Origin of the sequence: Olleya sp. YS (assembly GCF_029760915.1) — a bacterium.
Lineage (GTDB): Bacteria > Bacteroidota > Bacteroidia > Flavobacteriales > Flavobacteriaceae > Olleya.
The window spans coordinates 2730259-2747163 of sequence record NZ_CP121685.1; the positions used below are offsets into that span (position 1 = coordinate 2730259).

The 16905-nt window shown below is 31.2% G+C and carries 20 protein-coding genes; 9 read left to right on the forward strand and 11 right to left on the reverse strand.

Annotated features, from left to right (window positions below; all coding sequences use genetic code 11):
* Nucleotides 1-85 precede the first annotated feature (85 nt).
* The 7 genes from Ollyesu_RS12430 to Ollyesu_RS12460 form a co-directional block, all read right to left on the reverse strand.
* Nucleotides 86-493, reverse strand: coding sequence for a nuclear transport factor 2 family protein (locus tag Ollyesu_RS12430; protein WP_279301546.1), 408 nt, complete (start codon nt 491-493; stop codon nt 86-88).
* Nucleotides 494-1429, reverse strand: coding sequence for a UDP-3-O-(3-hydroxymyristoyl)glucosamine N-acyltransferase (locus tag Ollyesu_RS12435; protein ID WP_279301547.1), 936 nt, complete (start codon nt 1427-1429; stop codon nt 494-496).
* A gap of 6 nt (nt 1430-1435) precedes the next feature.
* Nucleotides 1436-2002, reverse strand: a complete 567-nt coding sequence (gene efp, locus Ollyesu_RS12440) for an elongation factor P (protein WP_111660742.1) — start codon at nt 2000-2002, stop codon at nt 1436-1438.
* 21 nt (nt 2003-2023) lie between these two features.
* A complete protein-coding gene (gene lpxA / locus Ollyesu_RS12445; protein ID WP_111660743.1) occupies nt 2024-2809 on the reverse strand; it encodes an acyl-ACP--UDP-N-acetylglucosamine O-acyltransferase in 786 nt (261 codons plus the stop codon).
* A gap of 96 nt (nt 2810-2905) precedes the next feature.
* Nucleotides 2906-4312: a bifunctional UDP-3-O-[3-hydroxymyristoyl] N-acetylglucosamine deacetylase/3-hydroxyacyl-ACP dehydratase gene (locus Ollyesu_RS12450; RefSeq protein ID WP_279301548.1), complete on the reverse strand. Its 1407-nt coding sequence runs from the start codon at nt 4310-4312 to the stop codon at nt 2906-2908.
* Nucleotides 4299-5327, reverse strand: coding sequence for a UDP-3-O-(3-hydroxymyristoyl)glucosamine N-acyltransferase (gene lpxD / locus Ollyesu_RS12455; RefSeq protein WP_279301549.1), 1029 nt, complete (start codon nt 5325-5327; stop codon nt 4299-4301). Before lpxD ends, Ollyesu_RS12450 begins: the two co-directional genes overlap by 14 nt.
* Nucleotides 5328-5352: 25 nt before the next feature.
* Nucleotides 5353-6582, reverse strand: coding sequence for an HD domain-containing protein (locus Ollyesu_RS12460; protein ID WP_279301550.1), 1230 nt, complete (start codon nt 6580-6582; stop codon nt 5353-5355).
* 36 nt (nt 6583-6618) lie between these two features.
* Here Ollyesu_RS12460 and Ollyesu_RS12465 point away from each other — a divergent pair, with 36 nt between their 5' ends.
* From Ollyesu_RS12465 to Ollyesu_RS12490, 6 genes are all read left to right on the forward strand, one after another.
* Nucleotides 6619-8172 carry a bifunctional response regulator/alkaline phosphatase family protein gene (locus tag Ollyesu_RS12465; RefSeq protein ID WP_279301551.1) on the forward strand — a complete coding sequence of 518 codons (1554 nt, stop codon included), beginning with the start codon at nt 6619-6621 and terminating at the stop codon, nt 8170-8172.
* Nucleotides 8173-8198: 26 nt separating this feature from the next.
* Nucleotides 8199-8612, forward strand: coding sequence for a tRNA (adenosine(37)-N6)-threonylcarbamoyltransferase complex ATPase subunit type 1 TsaE (gene tsaE, locus Ollyesu_RS12470; RefSeq protein WP_279301552.1), 414 nt, complete (start codon nt 8199-8201; stop codon nt 8610-8612).
* A 169-nt stretch (nt 8613-8781) separates the two neighbouring features.
* A complete protein-coding gene (locus Ollyesu_RS12475) occupies nt 8782-8925 on the forward strand; it encodes a hypothetical protein (RefSeq protein ID WP_279301553.1) in 144 nt (47 codons plus the stop codon).
* Nucleotides 8867-9433, forward strand: a complete 567-nt coding sequence (locus Ollyesu_RS12480; protein ID WP_279301554.1) for a hypothetical protein — start codon at nt 8867-8869, stop codon at nt 9431-9433. Before Ollyesu_RS12475 ends, Ollyesu_RS12480 begins: the two co-directional genes overlap by 59 nt.
* A gap of 58 nt (nt 9434-9491) precedes the next feature.
* On the forward strand, nt 9492-10691 hold the full coding sequence (locus tag Ollyesu_RS12485) for an alanine dehydrogenase (RefSeq protein WP_279301555.1): 1200 nt from the start codon (nt 9492-9494) through the stop codon (nt 10689-10691).
* A 23-nt stretch (nt 10692-10714) separates the two neighbouring features.
* Nucleotides 10715-11098 (forward strand): hypothetical protein, encoded by a 384-nt coding sequence (locus Ollyesu_RS12490; RefSeq protein WP_279301556.1) that lies wholly within the window; start codon nt 10715-10717, stop codon nt 11096-11098.
* On the opposite strand, the gene Ollyesu_RS12495 is transcribed toward Ollyesu_RS12490, so the two are convergent.
* Complete coding sequence (locus Ollyesu_RS12495) at nt 11095-12267, reverse strand: proline dehydrogenase family protein (protein ID WP_279301557.1); 1173 nt, start codon at nt 12265-12267, stop codon at nt 11095-11097. The genes Ollyesu_RS12490 and Ollyesu_RS12495 overlap by 4 nt on opposite strands.
* A 91-nt stretch (nt 12268-12358) precedes the next feature.
* On the opposite strand from Ollyesu_RS12495, the gene aroB reads away from it, so the two are divergent.
* Nucleotides 12359-13423 carry a 3-dehydroquinate synthase gene (gene aroB / locus Ollyesu_RS12500; RefSeq protein ID WP_279301558.1) on the forward strand — a complete coding sequence of 355 codons (1065 nt, stop codon included), beginning with the start codon at nt 12359-12361 and terminating at the stop codon, nt 13421-13423.
* Between the two features lie 87 nt (nt 13424-13510).
* Nucleotides 13511-13825 (forward strand): hypothetical protein, encoded by a 315-nt coding sequence (locus Ollyesu_RS12505; protein WP_279301559.1) that lies wholly within the window; start codon nt 13511-13513, stop codon nt 13823-13825.
* Here the strand turns inward: Ollyesu_RS12505 and Ollyesu_RS12510 are convergent, their stop codons facing one another.
* The 3 genes from Ollyesu_RS12510 to Ollyesu_RS12520 all read right to left on the reverse strand — a co-directional run bounded on the left by Ollyesu_RS12510 (nt 13826) and on the right by Ollyesu_RS12520 (nt 16115).
* A complete protein-coding gene (locus tag Ollyesu_RS12510; protein ID WP_279301560.1) occupies nt 13826-14341 on the reverse strand; it encodes a DinB family protein in 516 nt (171 codons plus the stop codon). It lies immediately after the preceding gene.
* An 83-nt stretch (nt 14342-14424) separates the two neighbouring features.
* Nucleotides 14425-14904 carry a winged helix-turn-helix transcriptional regulator gene (locus Ollyesu_RS12515; protein ID WP_279301561.1) on the reverse strand — a complete coding sequence of 160 codons (480 nt, stop codon included), beginning with the start codon at nt 14902-14904 and terminating at the stop codon, nt 14425-14427.
* A gap of 74 nt (nt 14905-14978) precedes the next feature.
* Nucleotides 14979-16115 (reverse strand): M14 family zinc carboxypeptidase, encoded by a 1137-nt coding sequence (locus Ollyesu_RS12520; protein WP_279301562.1) that lies wholly within the window; start codon nt 16113-16115, stop codon nt 14979-14981.
* Between the two features lie 315 nt (nt 16116-16430).
* Here Ollyesu_RS12520 and Ollyesu_RS12525 point away from each other — a divergent pair, with 315 nt between their 5' ends.
* Nucleotides 16431-16859 carry a helix-turn-helix transcriptional regulator gene (locus tag Ollyesu_RS12525; protein WP_279301563.1) on the forward strand — a complete coding sequence of 143 codons (429 nt, stop codon included), beginning with the start codon at nt 16431-16433 and terminating at the stop codon, nt 16857-16859.
* Nucleotides 16860-16905 lie beyond the last annotated feature (46 nt).

Sequence of the window (16905 nt, forward strand, 5' to 3'; positions counted from 1 at the left end):
GTTTTGTATTAATTAAGAAATTTTGTAATAAATTATTTTTTGCAATGCAAAAGTAAGTTTTTGATAGCTATTTTTTAAAACTATTTTAGATTTTTATTTCAGAAAATGAATTTGATTCTAAAGTATTATTATCTGCTAGTTGACTTATTTCGTGACAACGAAACAATTTACTGTCTTTAACTTCCCAAATTGAAGTAAAATGTGCTAAAGCGATTTCATTATCTGGATCTTCAATAGTATTACCAAACAAAGTATGTCTGGTTGTTACAAATTGATTGTCCTCCAATATATGACTGAATTGAAAACGTAAGGCATTATAAGATTGACGTGTGCCTTTAAAAAAGCCTTCTAAACCTTTATAATCTAGTATGGTAAAACCTTGACTACTGTTCCAATGCAGTTGACAATCTTTATGAAAAAATATTGAAACCACTGAAGCATCATTAGCTAAATCTGAGTTGTAAAATGCCTTAACTATTTCTTTTGGTGACATCTATTTATTTTTTAATTGATCTATTATTTCTGGAATTTTCTTAATGTAAGCCAGTTCTTTTAGTTTAACTCTAGATTCTTCGATTGGAGTCCCAAAGTACGACTTTCCGCCTTCAATAGATTTAGTAACACCTGTTTGACCTAACACATTGGCTTTTTTACCAATGGTTATTCCACTTGTAGTACCAACTTGTCCCCAAAGTGTAACTTCATCTTCAATAATACAGCAGCCAGCTATACCTGTTTGAGAGGCTATTAAACATTTTTTACCAATAACAGTGTCATGACCAACTTGAATTTGGTTATCCAATTTAGAACCTTCACCTATTATTGTATCTCCTGTAACACCTTTATCTATTGTGCATAACGCACCAATATCTACATTGTCTTTTATAACTACTCTACCTCCAGATTGTAATTGATCAAACCCTTCTGGTCTGTTTTTGTAGTAAAAAGCACTAGCACCAAGAACACATCCTGCATGTATAGTTACATTGTTACCTATAACCGTATCATCATATATGCTTACATTAGAATGTATGACACAGTTGTCTCCAATAGTCACATTATTACCTATAAAGCAGTTGGGTTGAATTATGGTGTTTTCTCCTATTATAGCAGAAGCAGAAATAGAAACACTAGAGCTTTTAAAAGGTTTAAAGTGATTGGTTAATTTATTAAAATCTCTAAACGGATCTTCACTTATTAAAAGTGCTTTACCTTCAGGACAATCCACTGCTTTGTTTATTAACACTATTGTTGCAGAGCTTTGTAATGCTTTATCATAGTATTTTGGATGATCCACAAATACAATATCTCCAGGTTCTACAACATGAATCTCATTCATTCCCAACACCATAATATCAGAATCACCAACAAATTGACAATCAATTAGTTTTGCGATTTGTTCTAAGGTATGTGGATTTGGGAATTTCATTTTAATTTATTCCTTTACACGTTCTTTATAAGTTCCTTTATCAGTCTCGACTTTTATTTTATCACCTTCGTTAATAAATAAAGGCACGTTAACCGTTGCACCAGTTTCTACTGTTGCAGGTTTTGTAGCGTTTGTCGCTGTGTTACCTTTCACTCCTGGCTCAGTCGCTGTTACTTCTAAAATGACACTTGCGGGCATTTCTACAGAAAGTGGCATATTGTCTTCTGTATTTATAATTACAGTCACAACTTCTCCTTCTTTCATTAATTCTGGAGTATCTAAAGCTGCTTCTAACAATCTTATTTGTGTATAGTCAGCTTCATTCATAAAATGATAGAACTCTCCATCATTGTACAAATACTGAAATTTATGAGTTTCTACTCTTACATCATCCAATTTATGTCCAGCAGAAAATGTATTATCAATCACTTTACCATTAGTCACGCTTTTTAGCTTTGTTCTAACAAATGCAGGACCTTTACCTGGTTTTACGTGTAAAAATTCGATAATTTTATAAATATCATTATTATATCGTATGCATAATCCATTTCTAATATCTGAAGTTGTAACCATTGTTATTTATTATTTTTAATTTTAATTTGATTTGAAATATCCTTTCATAATTCCACGATGCGAATTTTTTATAAATTGAAGAATTTCATCGCGTTCTGTTGTTGCTTCCATTTCTGCTTCAATAATAGCAGCTGCTTGAGAATTATTGTAATTTTTTTGGTACAGAATTCTAAAAATATCTTGAATTTCTCTTATTTTTTCTGTGGTGAATCCTCTACGTCTTAGTCCTACAGAATTGATACCAACGTAAGATAATGGTTCTCGACCAGCTTTAACAAATGGTGGGACATCTTTACGTACTAACGAACCTCCTGTTACAAACGCATGATTACCAACCGAGCAAAATTGATGCACTGCAGTCATACCAGCTAAAATCACATAATCACCTATAGTAATATGTCCTGCAAGTGTACTATTATTTGAAAAAATACAGTTGTTTCCAACGATACAATCGTGAGCAATATGACAATATGCCATAATTAAGCAATTATTGCCAACTACTGTTTTCATTCTGTCTGTTGTCCCTCTATTGATGGTCACACATTCTCTGATGGTTACATTATCTCCAATTATGGTTAATGTATCTTCATCGTCATATTTTAAATCCTGTGGTACCGCAGAAATTACCGATCCTGGAAAAATATTACAATTTTTTCCAATTCGTGCACCTTCCATAATTGTGACATTACTACCAATCCATGTGCCTTCACCTATTGTAACATTGTTGTATATAGTTGTAAATGGTTCAATAACAACATTCTTGGCGATTTTTGCGCCTGGATGTACGTATGCTAGAGGTTGGTTCATTTTTGTTTTTTTATTTAATTAAATATTAAAAAATGTGTTTACAATTTAAACTCAAAAATTACTTTAAGTTTAGGTGATTGCTCACTTCATTTTATATTATTTTACTTTAGTGATTTGCGCCATTAGTTCTGCTTCAGCACAAAGTTTTCCATTTGTATAAGCGTAACCTTGCATATGGCAAATACCACGTCTTATGGGTGTAATTAAAGAACATTTAAATATCAACGTATCACCAGGAACAACTTTTTGTTTAAACTTAACATTATCCATTTTCATAAAAAAGGTTAAGTAATTTTCTGGATCTGGCACTGTACTTAATACTAAAATACCACCTGTTTGCGCCATCGCTTCTACGATTAAAACTCCTGGCATAACTGGTGCTCCTGGGAAGTGTCCTTTAAAAAACTCCTCATTCATGGTCACGTTTTTTTGACCAATCACATGATTGTCTGATAATTCAAAAACTTTATCTAATAATAAAAATGGTTGCCTATGAGGTAGCATATCCATGATTTGATTTACATCCATGACTGGAGGTTGGTTCAAATCAATTTTTGGAACGTTATTACGTCTTTCATTTTTAATTAATTTGGACATTTTTTTGGCAAACTGTGTGTTTATATAATGTCCAGGTTTGTTAGCAATAACTTTTCCTCTAATTCTAGTTCCAATTAAAGCCAAATCACCAATAACATCTAATAATTTATGTCTTGCAGCTTCGTTGGGATAATGCAGTGTTAAATTATCTAATATGCCATTTGGTTTTACAGCAATAGAGTCTTTTTTAAAAGCGACTTTTAACTTTTCCATGGTCGATGGAGATAACTCTTTATCTACATAAACTATTGCATTATTTAAATCGCCACCTTTAATTAATCCATTTTCTAATAGCGATTCCAATTCATGTAAAAAACTAAATGTCCTTGAATCTGAAATATTAGTTTTAAAATCTGAAATATGATTTAAGGTCGCATTTTGAGTCCCTAAAACTTTAGTTCCAAAATCAACCATAGTTGTTACTTGGTATTCTTTGGCTGGCATCACCAATATTTCACTACCAGACTCTTCGTCTGTATAAGATATTACATCTGTAACCTCATACTCTTCTCTACAAGCCTCTTGTGTTTCAATTCCTGCTTCTTCTAAAGCTTCTACAAAAAACTTAGCAGAACCATCCATTATTGGTGGTTCTGTATCGTTCAATTCTATTATTGCATTATCAATATCTAAACCTACTAGTGCAGCTAAAACGTGCTCACAAGTTTGAATAGTAACGCCATTTTTCTCTAAACATGTTCCACGCTGTGTATTAGTTACGTAATTGGCATCTGCTTCAATAACAGGACTGCCTTCTAAATCTATTCTTTTAAACGCATATCCAGCATTTTCAGGAGCAGGTTTAAAGGTTAAGGTCACCTCTTTTCCTGTGTGTAAGCCAACGCCTTTTAGGGATACTTCCTTTTGGATTGTTTTTTGCTTTATGTCAGTACTAATTATTCCCATTGCCTTTTTTTTCTAATTCATTTATAGTTTTAACTAGTCTTGGAAGATTTTTAAAGTATACATAAGACTTATTATAATCTGCATATGACAATGCAGGTGAACCTTGTAAAACTTCGTTATCTTTTACATTACGACCTATTCCAGACTGTGCTTGGATCTTTACATTATTACCAATAGTTATATGTCCAACAATACCAACTTGCCCTCCAATTTGGCAGTTTTCACCAATTTTAGTTGATCCTGCTATACCTGTTTGAGCAGCAATAACAGTGTTTTTACCTATTTCAACATTATGTGCAATTTGTATTTGATTATCCAACTTCACACCTTGTCTTATAATTGTAGAACCCAACGTTGCACAATCAATGGTTGTTGCTGCACCAATATCTACAAAATCTTCTATAATAACATTTCCAATTTGTGGAACTTTACTGTATTCTCCATTTTCATTTGGTGCAAAACCAAAACCATCTGCACCAATAATTGCCCCAGAATTGATTACACAATGTTTACCAATATTACAGTCTGAATAAATTTTTGCGCCTGAATACAAAACTGTATTATCACCAATAACTACATTATCACCAATATAACTATTAGCAAAAATCTTGACATTGTCACCAATAGTCACATTATCTCCAATAACAGTAAACGCACCTACATAAATATCTTTACCAATTTTTGCAGATTGGGAAATTGAACTAGGTTGCTCGATTCCAAATTTATTTAATTTAACTTGATTGTAATATTCTAATAATTTTGAAAACGATTTATAAGCATCTTCAACCCTAATTAAAGTACAATTTACGCTTTGTTCTGGCACAAAATCTTTATCAACAATTGCAATAGTTGCTTTTGTTGTATATATATATGGTGTGTATTTTGGATTTGCCAAAAAGGTTAATGCACCTTTAACACCTTCTTCAATTTTGGATAGTTTAGAGACCTCTGCTTGAGGATTGCCTTCTACGACACCATCTAAAATACCAGCTATTTGTTCTGCTGTAAATTTCATTGTCAACAAAAATAGAAAAAATGTGCTAAAGTTGGTCTTTTGGATAACATATATAATATTTAGTCACAGGTTTTGACAACGCTTTAAGATTTAACTGGTCTGAAGCCTTAACAATATCTTCTACTTTTCCGTTTTTATATAAGATTTTTATATTTTGCTTTTTCTGAGAATACGCTTGATTACTAATTTGACCTGTAAACACAAAATAGCTTGCTTCTGCTTCGCTTATATTGTACTTGATTTGCAAGGCTTCAATATGACTTTTTAAACTCTCTTTTTTTAAAGGTTTCTTTTTAATTTTAATCTTTAAAAGGTTTCTATTAATAATCATTTCGCATAAATTACTCAATACAAAATCCTCATTATACTGCCAGCTTTTCATAGCAGAAACAATATCGTAATCGTCTAATTTTGAAAAGGTTTCAAGACAATCGTCATTAAAATTCTTTAATGCAATTTCGTTATTTAAAAAGAATGATAACGGTGGACTTGCGTTTAAAACAACGCCTTTTTTAGTCAATTCCTTGGCACGTTGCAATACACGAATTAGTAATTGCTCTGCCACCAAACTAGTTTTATGCAAATAGACTTGCCAATACATTAACCGTCTAGCGACTAAAAATTTTTCGACACTATAAATACCTTTATCTTCAATAACTAGCTCATCATTTGTAACATTAAGCATCGTTATTAAACGCTCGCTATTAATGTTTCCTTCTGCAACACCTGTATAAAAACTATCACGTTTTAAATAATCTGCACGATCCATATCTATTTGACTAGAAATAAGCTGTAACATAAATTTTCTATGATACTCTCCTTTAAATATTTGGATAGCAAGTGTTAAATCGTCGTTAAATTCTGTATTTAATTGTTGCATAAAAAGCAACGAAATTTCTTCATGAGAGACACCATTTACTATACTGTGTTCCATTGCATGGCTAAATGGTCCATGACCAATATCGTGTAATAAAATAGCAACACACAAGGCTTCTTCTTCTTTATCAGAAATCTCAACACCTTTAAAACGAAGGACTTGTATAGCTTTTTGCATTAAATGCATACAACCAATTGCATGATGAAAACGTGTATGATGTGCGCCTGGATAGACCAAATAAGACAATCCCATTTGAGAAATTCGTCTTAAGCGCTGGAAGTATTTATGCTCTATTAAATCAAAAATAGAAGAATTTGGTATTGTAATAAATCCGTAAATTGGATCGTTTAAGATTTTAAGTTTGTTACTTGGTTTCAAGCTAAAGCCTTTATTAATTAATACATACAAATATACATGAACAATATAAATATTCTTTGGGTTGACGACGAAATAGATTTACTGAAGCCACATATCCTGTTTTTAGAGAAAAAAAATTATCAGGTTACCACTTGTAATAGCGGAACTGAAGCTTTAGAAGTTTTAGATGAAAAGAAATTTGATATTGTTTTTTTAGACGAAAACATGCCTGGTTTGACTGGTTTGGAAACTTTAAATGAAATTAAAGAAAAACAAGACACGCTTCCTGTAGTGATGATTACTAAAAGTGAAGAGGAATATATCATGGAAGAAGCTATAGGTAATAAAATTGCCGACTACTTAATAAAACCTGTTAATCCTAATCAGATTTTACTCAGTTTAAAAAAGAATTTAGACCACTCTAGATTAGTGTCAGAAAAAACCACGTCTAATTACCAACAAGAATTTAGGAAAATTGCGATGGACATGGCTATGATAAATAGCTATGAAGAGTGGGTTGACTTGTATAAAAAATTAATTTATTGGGAAATTCAATTAGAAGATATTGAAGACCCAAGTATGTTTGAAATTTTAGAATCTCAGAAAAATGAAGCTAATATCCAATTTGGGAAATTTATTGATAAAGAATATCCAACTTGGTTTGAGCCCAATACAGATGCGCCAACGTTATCTCATACTTTATTTAGAGAAAAAATTGCTCCAGAATTAAGCAAAGAACAACCTACGTTATTAATTATTGTAGATAATTTACGCTACGACCAATGGAAAGCATTTGAACCATCAGTAATTAATCACTACAAAAAACAAAAAGAAGAAGCATTTTTTAGCATTTTACCTACTGCCACACAATACGCTAGAAATGCTATTTTCTCTGGTTTAATGCCAAGTGATATGGAAAAGTTACATCCAAATTATTGGAAAAACGATACTGATGAAGGTGGTAAAAATTTGCATGAAGCCGATTTTTTAGATGCGCAAATGAAACGCTTGGGATTAACAAATCTTAAACATGAATATTATAAAATCACTAACCTGTCGCAAGGTAAAAAGTTAGCAGATAATTTTAGAGGACTAAAAGACAATGACTTAACAGTAGTGGTTTATAATTTTGTAGATATGTTGTCGCACTCTAAAACAGAAATGGATGTTGTTAAAGAGTTAGCCTCTAATGACAAGGCCTACAGAAGCTTAACACAAAGTTGGTTTAAAAATTCGCCATTACTAGAAATGATACAACAAGCCCAACAGATGGGTTTTAAATTAATCATCACTACAGACCACGGAACTATTAATGTTAAGAACCCTTCAAAAGTTATTGGTGATAGAGATACCAGTTTAAATTTACGTTATAAAACAGGACGTAGTCTAAGTTATGAAGCTAAAGATGTATTAGCAGCTAAAGACCCTAAGACTATACACTTACCTTCTATCAATATGAATAGCTCGTTTATTTTTGCTAAAAGCGATTTGTTTTTTGCCTATCCTAATAACTACAACCATTATGTAAGTTACTACAGAAATACCTATCAACATGGTGGAGTATCCTTAGAAGAAATGATTATTCCGTTTGCTGTTTTAAGTCCTAAATAATTTATTTTTGCATAAAATGTTAAGCAGTGACCATTAATTATAATCTAGACGATGTAGAAGTAGTTGCCAAATCTATCTTAGAACAGGCAACTTCTAAAACTATTTTATTTGAAGGCGATATGGGTGTTGGTAAAACAACATTGATAAAAACTCTTGTAAAACTATTAGGTAGTAAAGATATTGTAAGTAGTCCAACGTTTTCTTTGGTTAATGAGTATGTAACTGACCATGATTCTATATATCATTTTGATTTATATCGCGTTGAAGAGGAAGACGAATTGTATGATTTTGGCATAGAAACTTACATATATGGCGACCATTATGCGTTTGTAGAATGGCCGAATATTTTAAAACCATTACTTCAAAATGCGTATTCTATCGTTGAAATAACTCTGTCAGAAAATACATCCAGAACACTAATTTTAAAGAATTTTGAATAAAAATTCTCTTTTTTCTTCCAATAAAAAGTGTATTTTTGACTAAATGCGGTTTTTACCACATTAAAAAATTAAAAAAATACGTTTTTTAACATAATTTTAACATTTAGCCACTCTTTGAATAGGGATTTTCTATACTTTAGAATCATTAATTAATTAAATCCCTAACATTATGAGAACTAAAAAGTATGTAATTGCATTAGCAATTTTTGGTGGTGTACTATTCACTGCACAAGCAACAAATCTGATTGATTTAAATGGACAACAAACAACTGAAGTCGACAAAAGAAAGGTCAAAGCACCAAGAACAAACTAAAAATAGTGATGTCGATTCAAAAAATAAGGAAATAGTTTTAGGTAGTGTAGTTGCTACTCTTATAGCTTTAACTCCTTTTCTATTTAATTTATACAAAAGTGTTCCAGATAGAAAAATCTGGAACACTTTTTTATTTACTTATGACAGTAAATATTATGAAAGCGCCTTAATAATGGTTTGGACTCTTTCAGGACAAGTTATACCTTTATTTTTGCTTTTAATTTGGTTCTTTACAAGTAGACATTGGTGGTATCACTCTCTTTTAATACCAATAGCAATGTATGTTTATCAAATAATAGAGACCTTAAATAGTGATTTATATTTCACAGATCGAAATTTAATTACCTATTTGCTTCCTATTATGATTATTGTTGTACCCTCTATTTACTTAGTTAGAGCGAGAATTTTTAATAGATTAAATACTATAGATAAGTCAACTCAAGAACTTGAAGACGAGTTAACATTCAAACCAAAAACACTTTGGGGAAAAATTAAGCAGTATTTTTAATAGTACATTTTTGCATTTTATTTTGTAATTTGTTTCTGTTTAAAAAACTAACTTAATTATGGCCAAATCGCTGACTCCTTTTTCTAAAGCACAATTATTACCTCAAGAAGAAACTTTAGAGATTTACAAACACAAAAGCGAGCTTTTTATAGGCATCCCAAAAGAGACAGCGTTTCAAGAAAAACGTGTGTGCTTAACACCAGATGCGGTTTCGGCTATTGTCAATAATGGTCATAAAGTATTAATAGAGTCAGAAGCTGGTAAAGGCGCTAACTTTAGTGACAGAGATTATAGCGAAGCTGGTGCAGAAGTCACCAAAGACACTGCAAAAGTCTACGCTTGTCCTATGATTTTAAAAGTAGAACCTCCTACTCTAGACGAATTACAATTAATAAATCCGCAGACCACACTTATTTCTGCGCTTCAAATAAAAACACAAACCAAAAAATACTTTGAAACTCTAGCGTCTAAACGCATCACAGCGTTAGCGTTTGAGTTTATTCGTGATGAAGATGGTGCGTATCCAGCTGTACGCGCATTAAGCGAAATTGCAGGAACTGCTTCTGTGTTAATTGCTTCAGAGTTATTAAGCAATTCTAGCAATGGTAATGGGTTGATGTTTGGTAATATTAGTGGTGTACCTCCTGTTGAGGTTGTTATACTTGGTGCTGGAACTGTTGGCGAATTTGCTGCTAGAAGTGCTGTAGGCTTAGGTGCTAATGTTAAAGTATTTGATAATTCTATTACTAAATTACGCTGTTTACAAGCTAATTTAGGTCGAACGTTATACACATCCACTATTCAACCCAAATACTTGAGTAAAGCCTTAAAACGATGTGATGTAGTTATTGGTGCAGTTAGAGGAAAAGATAGAGCTCCGATTATCGTATCAAAAACCATGGTGGAAAGCATGAAAAAAGGTGCAGTGATTATAGATGTTAGTATAGATATGGGAGGATGTTTTGAAACTAGTGATGTCACCTCACACAATAAACCAACTTATAATAAACACGGTGTGATCCATTATTGTGTACCTAACATTCCTGCACGCTATTCTAGGACTGCTTCCGCTTCTATTAGTAATATATTCACACCTTATTTACTTAAAATTGCAGATGATGGTGGTTTAGAACAATCCATTAGGTTTGATAAAGGGTTAAAAAATGGACTCTACTTTTATCATGGAATTTTAACTAGTCGAGCAGTTGGTGAATGGTTTGACCTAAAACATAGTGATATTAATCTTCTAATATTCTAAATTTGCAGTTCTAAAATTTACAAATGAAATTATTACACAGATTTGGATATTACTTAGGTGGATTTGCTATAGGACTTGTCATTTTAGCCTTATTTTTAAACGGAAGAGGTGTCTCTTGTGAATATAACTATGGTCCAGAAGGACGCGTGTTAAAAAGTATTAGAACCAAAACGCTTACATTTTCAGCAGAAAGTGAAGCATTAATCGCATCTAAAGCTATTGATACCGCTTCAATTAGCTATATACTTAAAGAAGGTGATGTTAATTTTTCTAAAAGCGAACCCAGAAAAGAACCGTGTGGAGTCTACTATATTACTGGAACAACAAAAGACCAACAAAATTTGTCTTTTTACGTCGAAAATTGTGACAGTATTGCCACTTTACAATCTATCCAAATTTTAAATTAAGCGTTTCTGCGCTTCATTTCTTTATTTAATAGGGTTAATTCTCTACCTGTTTGTCCTGCTACACTTGTGTTTTCTTCTGCACGTCGGATTAGATATGGAATCACCTCTTTAACAGGTCCAAACGGAATTAATTTTGCAGTATTATAACCATGTTGTGAGAGGTTAAAACTAATATGATCACTCATACCATATAACTGACCAAACCAAACTGTATTATCATTACTATCTATATTTTTATCACCCATAATGTCCATAGCTAAATACGAGCTAGCTTCGTTATGTGTTCCTACAAACACAGAAAAATCTTGTTTGTTATTTAAAATATATTTTAGGGCTTCGTTAAATGTATAATCGGTTTCTTCTTTTGTAGTACATATTGGAGACTTGTATCCTTTCTCTTCTGCTCGTTCTCTTTCCTTTTCCATATAAGCACCTCTTACTATTTTCATTCCACACATAAATCCTTTATCCTTAGCGCGTTGATGAATCCCTTTTAAATAATCTAATCGGTCCCATCTATAACACTGTAATGTGTTATAAACCGTCATACGGTTTGTATTGTAACGTTCCATCATGAGCTCAACCAGATTATCTGCTGCATCTTGCATCCAACTTTCTTCAGCATCAATAAGCACACGTAATTCTGCATCATAGGTTGCTTTACATATACTATCAAATCGATTAACAATACGTTGCCATTCTTGTTCTTCAGTTTGGGTTAGCGGTTTCTTTTCAGATACCTTTTGCCATAAAGCAAAACGCCCTAAAGCTGTAGGCTTCATAGCTACAATAGGGATTTCTTTATTAGCTTTTGCAAAAGCTACTAACTCTATTTTCTTTTTGGCTGCAGCATCAAAATCGACCTCACTCTCCTTGCCTTCAACAGAATAATCCATGATTGAGGATACACCCACTGCATTAAGTTTATGAATAACAGGAAGACACTCTTGCTCTGTTTCTCCGCCACAAAACTGATTAAATATGGTTTTTTTAATTAGGCCTTTTACAGGTAATCCTAAATTTAAAGATGTTCTAGTTAACCAAGATCCAATTTTTACTAACCATGGATTGGACATCATTTTAAAGAGGAAACGTGTTTTTTGAAGTTCTTTTTTAGATTTTAAAGCGAAAGCAATTTCGGTATTATCAAAAATTTTTTCTTGACTCATTTGATCACAAAATTATAATGACAAATATAAAGCTTCAATCGCATATTTATTTAAAAACTCCTTATTTTTACATTTCATTATGACTAAAAACATGACTTCAATTTCTACTCAGGATTATATCATTCATTTTAACCCAAATTGCTATTCTGCTTTAAATAATTACATTAAAAATAATACTATTTCTAATATTTTTATTTTGGTGGATTCCAATACGTCAACCCACTGTTTACCAGTATTGTTAAGTCAATTAGAAACTGAATTAACTATTGAAGTCATTGAGATTGAAGCAGGTGAGCAACATAAGACAATAGACACCTGTTTGGGTGTTTGGGAAACATTATCTGAGTTACGAGCAGACCGCAAAACATTATTGATTAATTTAGGCGGTGGAGTTGTAACGGATTTAGGCGGATTTGTGGCTTGTACCTACCAAAGAGGGATTCAATTTATAAACATTCCTACCACATTATTATCTATGGTGGACGCGTCTATTGGTGGTAAAAATGGTGTAGATTTAGGTTCTATAAAAAATCAAATTGGAATTATTAAAACTCCAAATATGGTGTTAGTGGATACCAACTACTTGTCGACATTGTCTGCAAGAGAAATGCGCTCTGGACTATCTGAAATGCTTAAACATGGGTTGATTTATGATGAGTCCTACTACAAAAAATTAACCGAATTATCTGATTTGACTATAGACGATTTAGATCAATTAATTTATGATTCTATACAAATTAAAAAAGCAATTGTAGAACAAGATCCAACAGAGCAAAATCTAAGAAAATCCTTAAATTTTGGTCACACGCTTGGTCACGCAATAGAGTCTTACTATTTAAATCATGACACTAAAGCCTTATTACATGGTGAAGCCATAGCGATTGGAATGATACTTGAAAGTTATTTATCTGCTGAACTTTTAGGTTTATCAATTGATACATTACAGCAAATCAAAACGAATACAATTAAAGTATTTGGTCAAACTAATATTCCTGAAACAGACTATGCAGCTATTATAGACTTAATGAAATTTGATAAGAAAAATGAAAAAGGAACCATTAATTTTGCACTAATAGAATCTATTGGAAAACCTAAGATAAATTGTGTTGCCTCCAATGCGTTGATAATCAATTCTTTTAAATTTTATAACGAATAACACTTTTGCTTTAAAAAAAATTGTAATTTTAGGTAATTGCTATGTTACAAGACTATTCTAACTAAATATTAATTTAAATAAATTGATATGAGAAGAGTAATTGTAGATTATAAAAAATTAACACCAGAGGTACTAAATTTACTTACCCAAAAGTATCCAGATGGTTATGGAGACAATGATATTATTGTTTTTGATAACCATAAAAATGAGACTATTGAAGCTGTAGAAATTAAAACTGACGATACTATTTATTTAGTAAAAGTTAGTAGTAAGCTACATTACACTATGACAAATTTTGATGCCAATGTAGAAGTAGAAACCAATAGTGAGGGTCACGTCGTTGTTGATTTTAACGACAAACCATTGAATGAGCAGTTAATTTTATCGGATGAGGAAGAATAATTACAAATAGCGTTGTTTGATAACATCTATATGATGTTTTTCATGACCTATTATTAAAAAGCCTAAAGCCCTAACAGAAACTTCTCCTGCACCAGCAATACCTTTATACATCAAACTTTGGTTAGTAAAACTTTTAAACATAGTTATGGTTGCTTGTCTTACTGCTTTATATTCATCCAATAAACTATCTATTGTTCTATCTTTTGCATTACTAAAATCTACAAAATCGTTTTCATTAAAGCCTGATAAAGCAGTTTTATCTTGCCTTGCAAAGCGTAATGCACGATAACAAAATATACGCTCAGTATCTATTAAATGATTAATAATTTCTTTTATGCTCCACTTACCCTCTGCATATCTAAAGTCTAATTTATCCTCTGGAATAGAATTAAAAAACTGGTAAGCCTTATTAAATTCAGAGTCTAAGCCTGGAAGTAACTCTATACCTTTTGCTTGATCTATGTAACTTTTAAAATACGGTAAAAATTCGCTTGGCTGTAAATCTGAAACTGTCATTTAAAAAAAAAAATTTAATTAAAGAAACAAAAAAAAACGCTTCAAATTTGAAGCGTTTTCATAATATTTAAATTTTTATTTGTCTATAAATCGTTGAAAATGCTATGCATCAAGCGTTTTTTATCATTAATACTTTCTTCTAGAGATATCATAGTTTCTGTTCTATACACACCTTCAATATCATCTAACATAAAAATTACATCCTTTGCATGCTCAGTATTTCTAGCTCGTATTTTACAAAACACATTAAATTTTCCAGTAGTTACATGTGCTACGGTAACGTAAGGAATTTCATTGATACGTTCTAGTACAAAAGCTGTTCTAGATGTATTTTGTAAAAAAACACCAACATAGGCTATAAAAGAATACCCTAGTTTTTTATAATCTAACGTTAAAGAAGACCCTTTAATAATGCCTGCATCTTCCATTTTCTTAACTCTAACGTGAACAGTACCAGCAGAAATTAATAATTTTTTTGCTATATCTGTAAACGGAACACGTGTGTTCTCAATTAACATATCCAGAATTTGGTGATCAATTTCGTCTAATTTAAACTTTGCCATTTTTATTATTTTATTATATAATAGACAAAATTAAAACATTTTTAATGAATATTATGCATTAATATTCGATATTTCTAAAGATTTAATGATAATTTCACATTATTTACAGTTACGAAATCGTTTGAGTAACCCACTTGAATTGGTTGATTTTTTGAAGTAAAAATCTCACTACCATTGGCATTTAACTCTTTATGCCCATAAAATTTAGACAAATCTTCAATAATCATAACTTCTGGTATAAATTTTACGTTTTTTTCAATTAGTTGTTCTTGATAATTGATGCCCACATCCAAAAATCTATCTCCAAATTGCCCATTTCTAATAATAACATCGTAAAATCGCTTACCATTTTCAGGTATTTTTAAATAATCTTGGTACTTTTCGCCTGTAATGTCATTTTTAGCTATGTACTGTATAGCTTCCAGCAATGCTTCAAACACAAACCCTCTAACCTGCTCTCTTATGTAGTCATTTTTATAATGTCCAGCTTCAAATAAAACAGTCGGTACTTGCAGAGCTTGAAATGTATCACCAACACAATTAGCATTAAAACTATCGTCATAACGTGCTGTTTGATTAGGTAAGCTATTTTGAAGCGCATTATTAATGTGCACTATAACTTCCATAGCTTTTTTTCTAGTTTCTGTAATATGTCTTTGCTTGTCTTCTGCAGGAGACAAAAAAGATAAAGTTGCAGTATGATTGGTATTACCAACACTGTACATAGTACGTTGGCCATGCAAATTAAAGCAAAAATCTGGTTTAAATTCTTCAAAATAAGATCGTAGCACCTTGCTTTCTGGCTGGCTTAAATCCTGAGCATCTCTATTTAAATCAACCAAATTAGCATTTAATCTAGTATAAACTTCTGCACCATCAGGATTAAGCATAGGAATAATTTTTATAGTACAAGCCTTTAAAATAGATTCAAATTGATTGTTTTTAAAGGTTTTTAATACATCAAAAATAGCTTTAGTGGTTGTAGACTCATTTCCATGCATTTGAGACCACATTAATATTTTTTTGTGTCCTAATCCAAATGTAATAGAATATATGTCTTGATTTAAAACAGATTGACCAATACAGTCAATATTAAATTTTGATGGCAAATTTTTAATTAAAGGATTGATATCTTCTAATCTAATATAACGACCAAAAAGAGCGTCTTCTTTATAGGTATTAAATAAGTATTTAATTGTTTTATGATTCATGGTGCCTCAATTCTGGTTTACAAATGTAACCAATTGATTATTTACAATTGTAAACTTAATAATTTACATTTGTAATTTACTTCTGTAAACATTCTAATCCATTTAGGCTATTATTACTGTAATCGTAATTAGTAAAAAGTAATAAATTATAAAATTAATATTTAATAATTTGTATTTCAGTGTTTTAAAAGTATTTATTTAAACTATTAATTTAATAAATAGCTTCTCATTATTTGTATAATAATTAATTTTTAACACAATATTTTACAAATGTAACATTATAAGTACGGCTTAATTGTTTACATTTGTACCACTATGATAAACAACGCAGATTTTTCTAAAAGACTTCAAAAAATCATTGATTATTACGGTGAAAGCGCGTCTTCTTTTGCCGAAAAAATTGGTGTACAGCGTTCTAGTATTTCTCATATTTTATCAGGACGAAACAAGCCCAGTTTAGAATTTGTTTTAAAAGTCCTCTCCTCTTTTCCCGAAGTAGAATTGTATTGGCTAATGAATGGAAAAGGTACATTTCCAAAATCTGAATCAAATTCTAAAACAGAAGACCAAGAATTAAAACAAGACGTTCAGAATCTGTTTTCTGATTCTGAAAAGAATAAAAATTCTAATATTAGTAGTTCTGACTTAAAAAAAAATATCTCAGATCCTGCAAATGGTAAAACAATTGATCGTATTGTTATTTTTTATACTGATGGAAGTTTTTCAAATTTTGAGAATTCGTAACTTACTACAGTAAAATTTTAAATACGAGAATTATAGAAAGGTCACC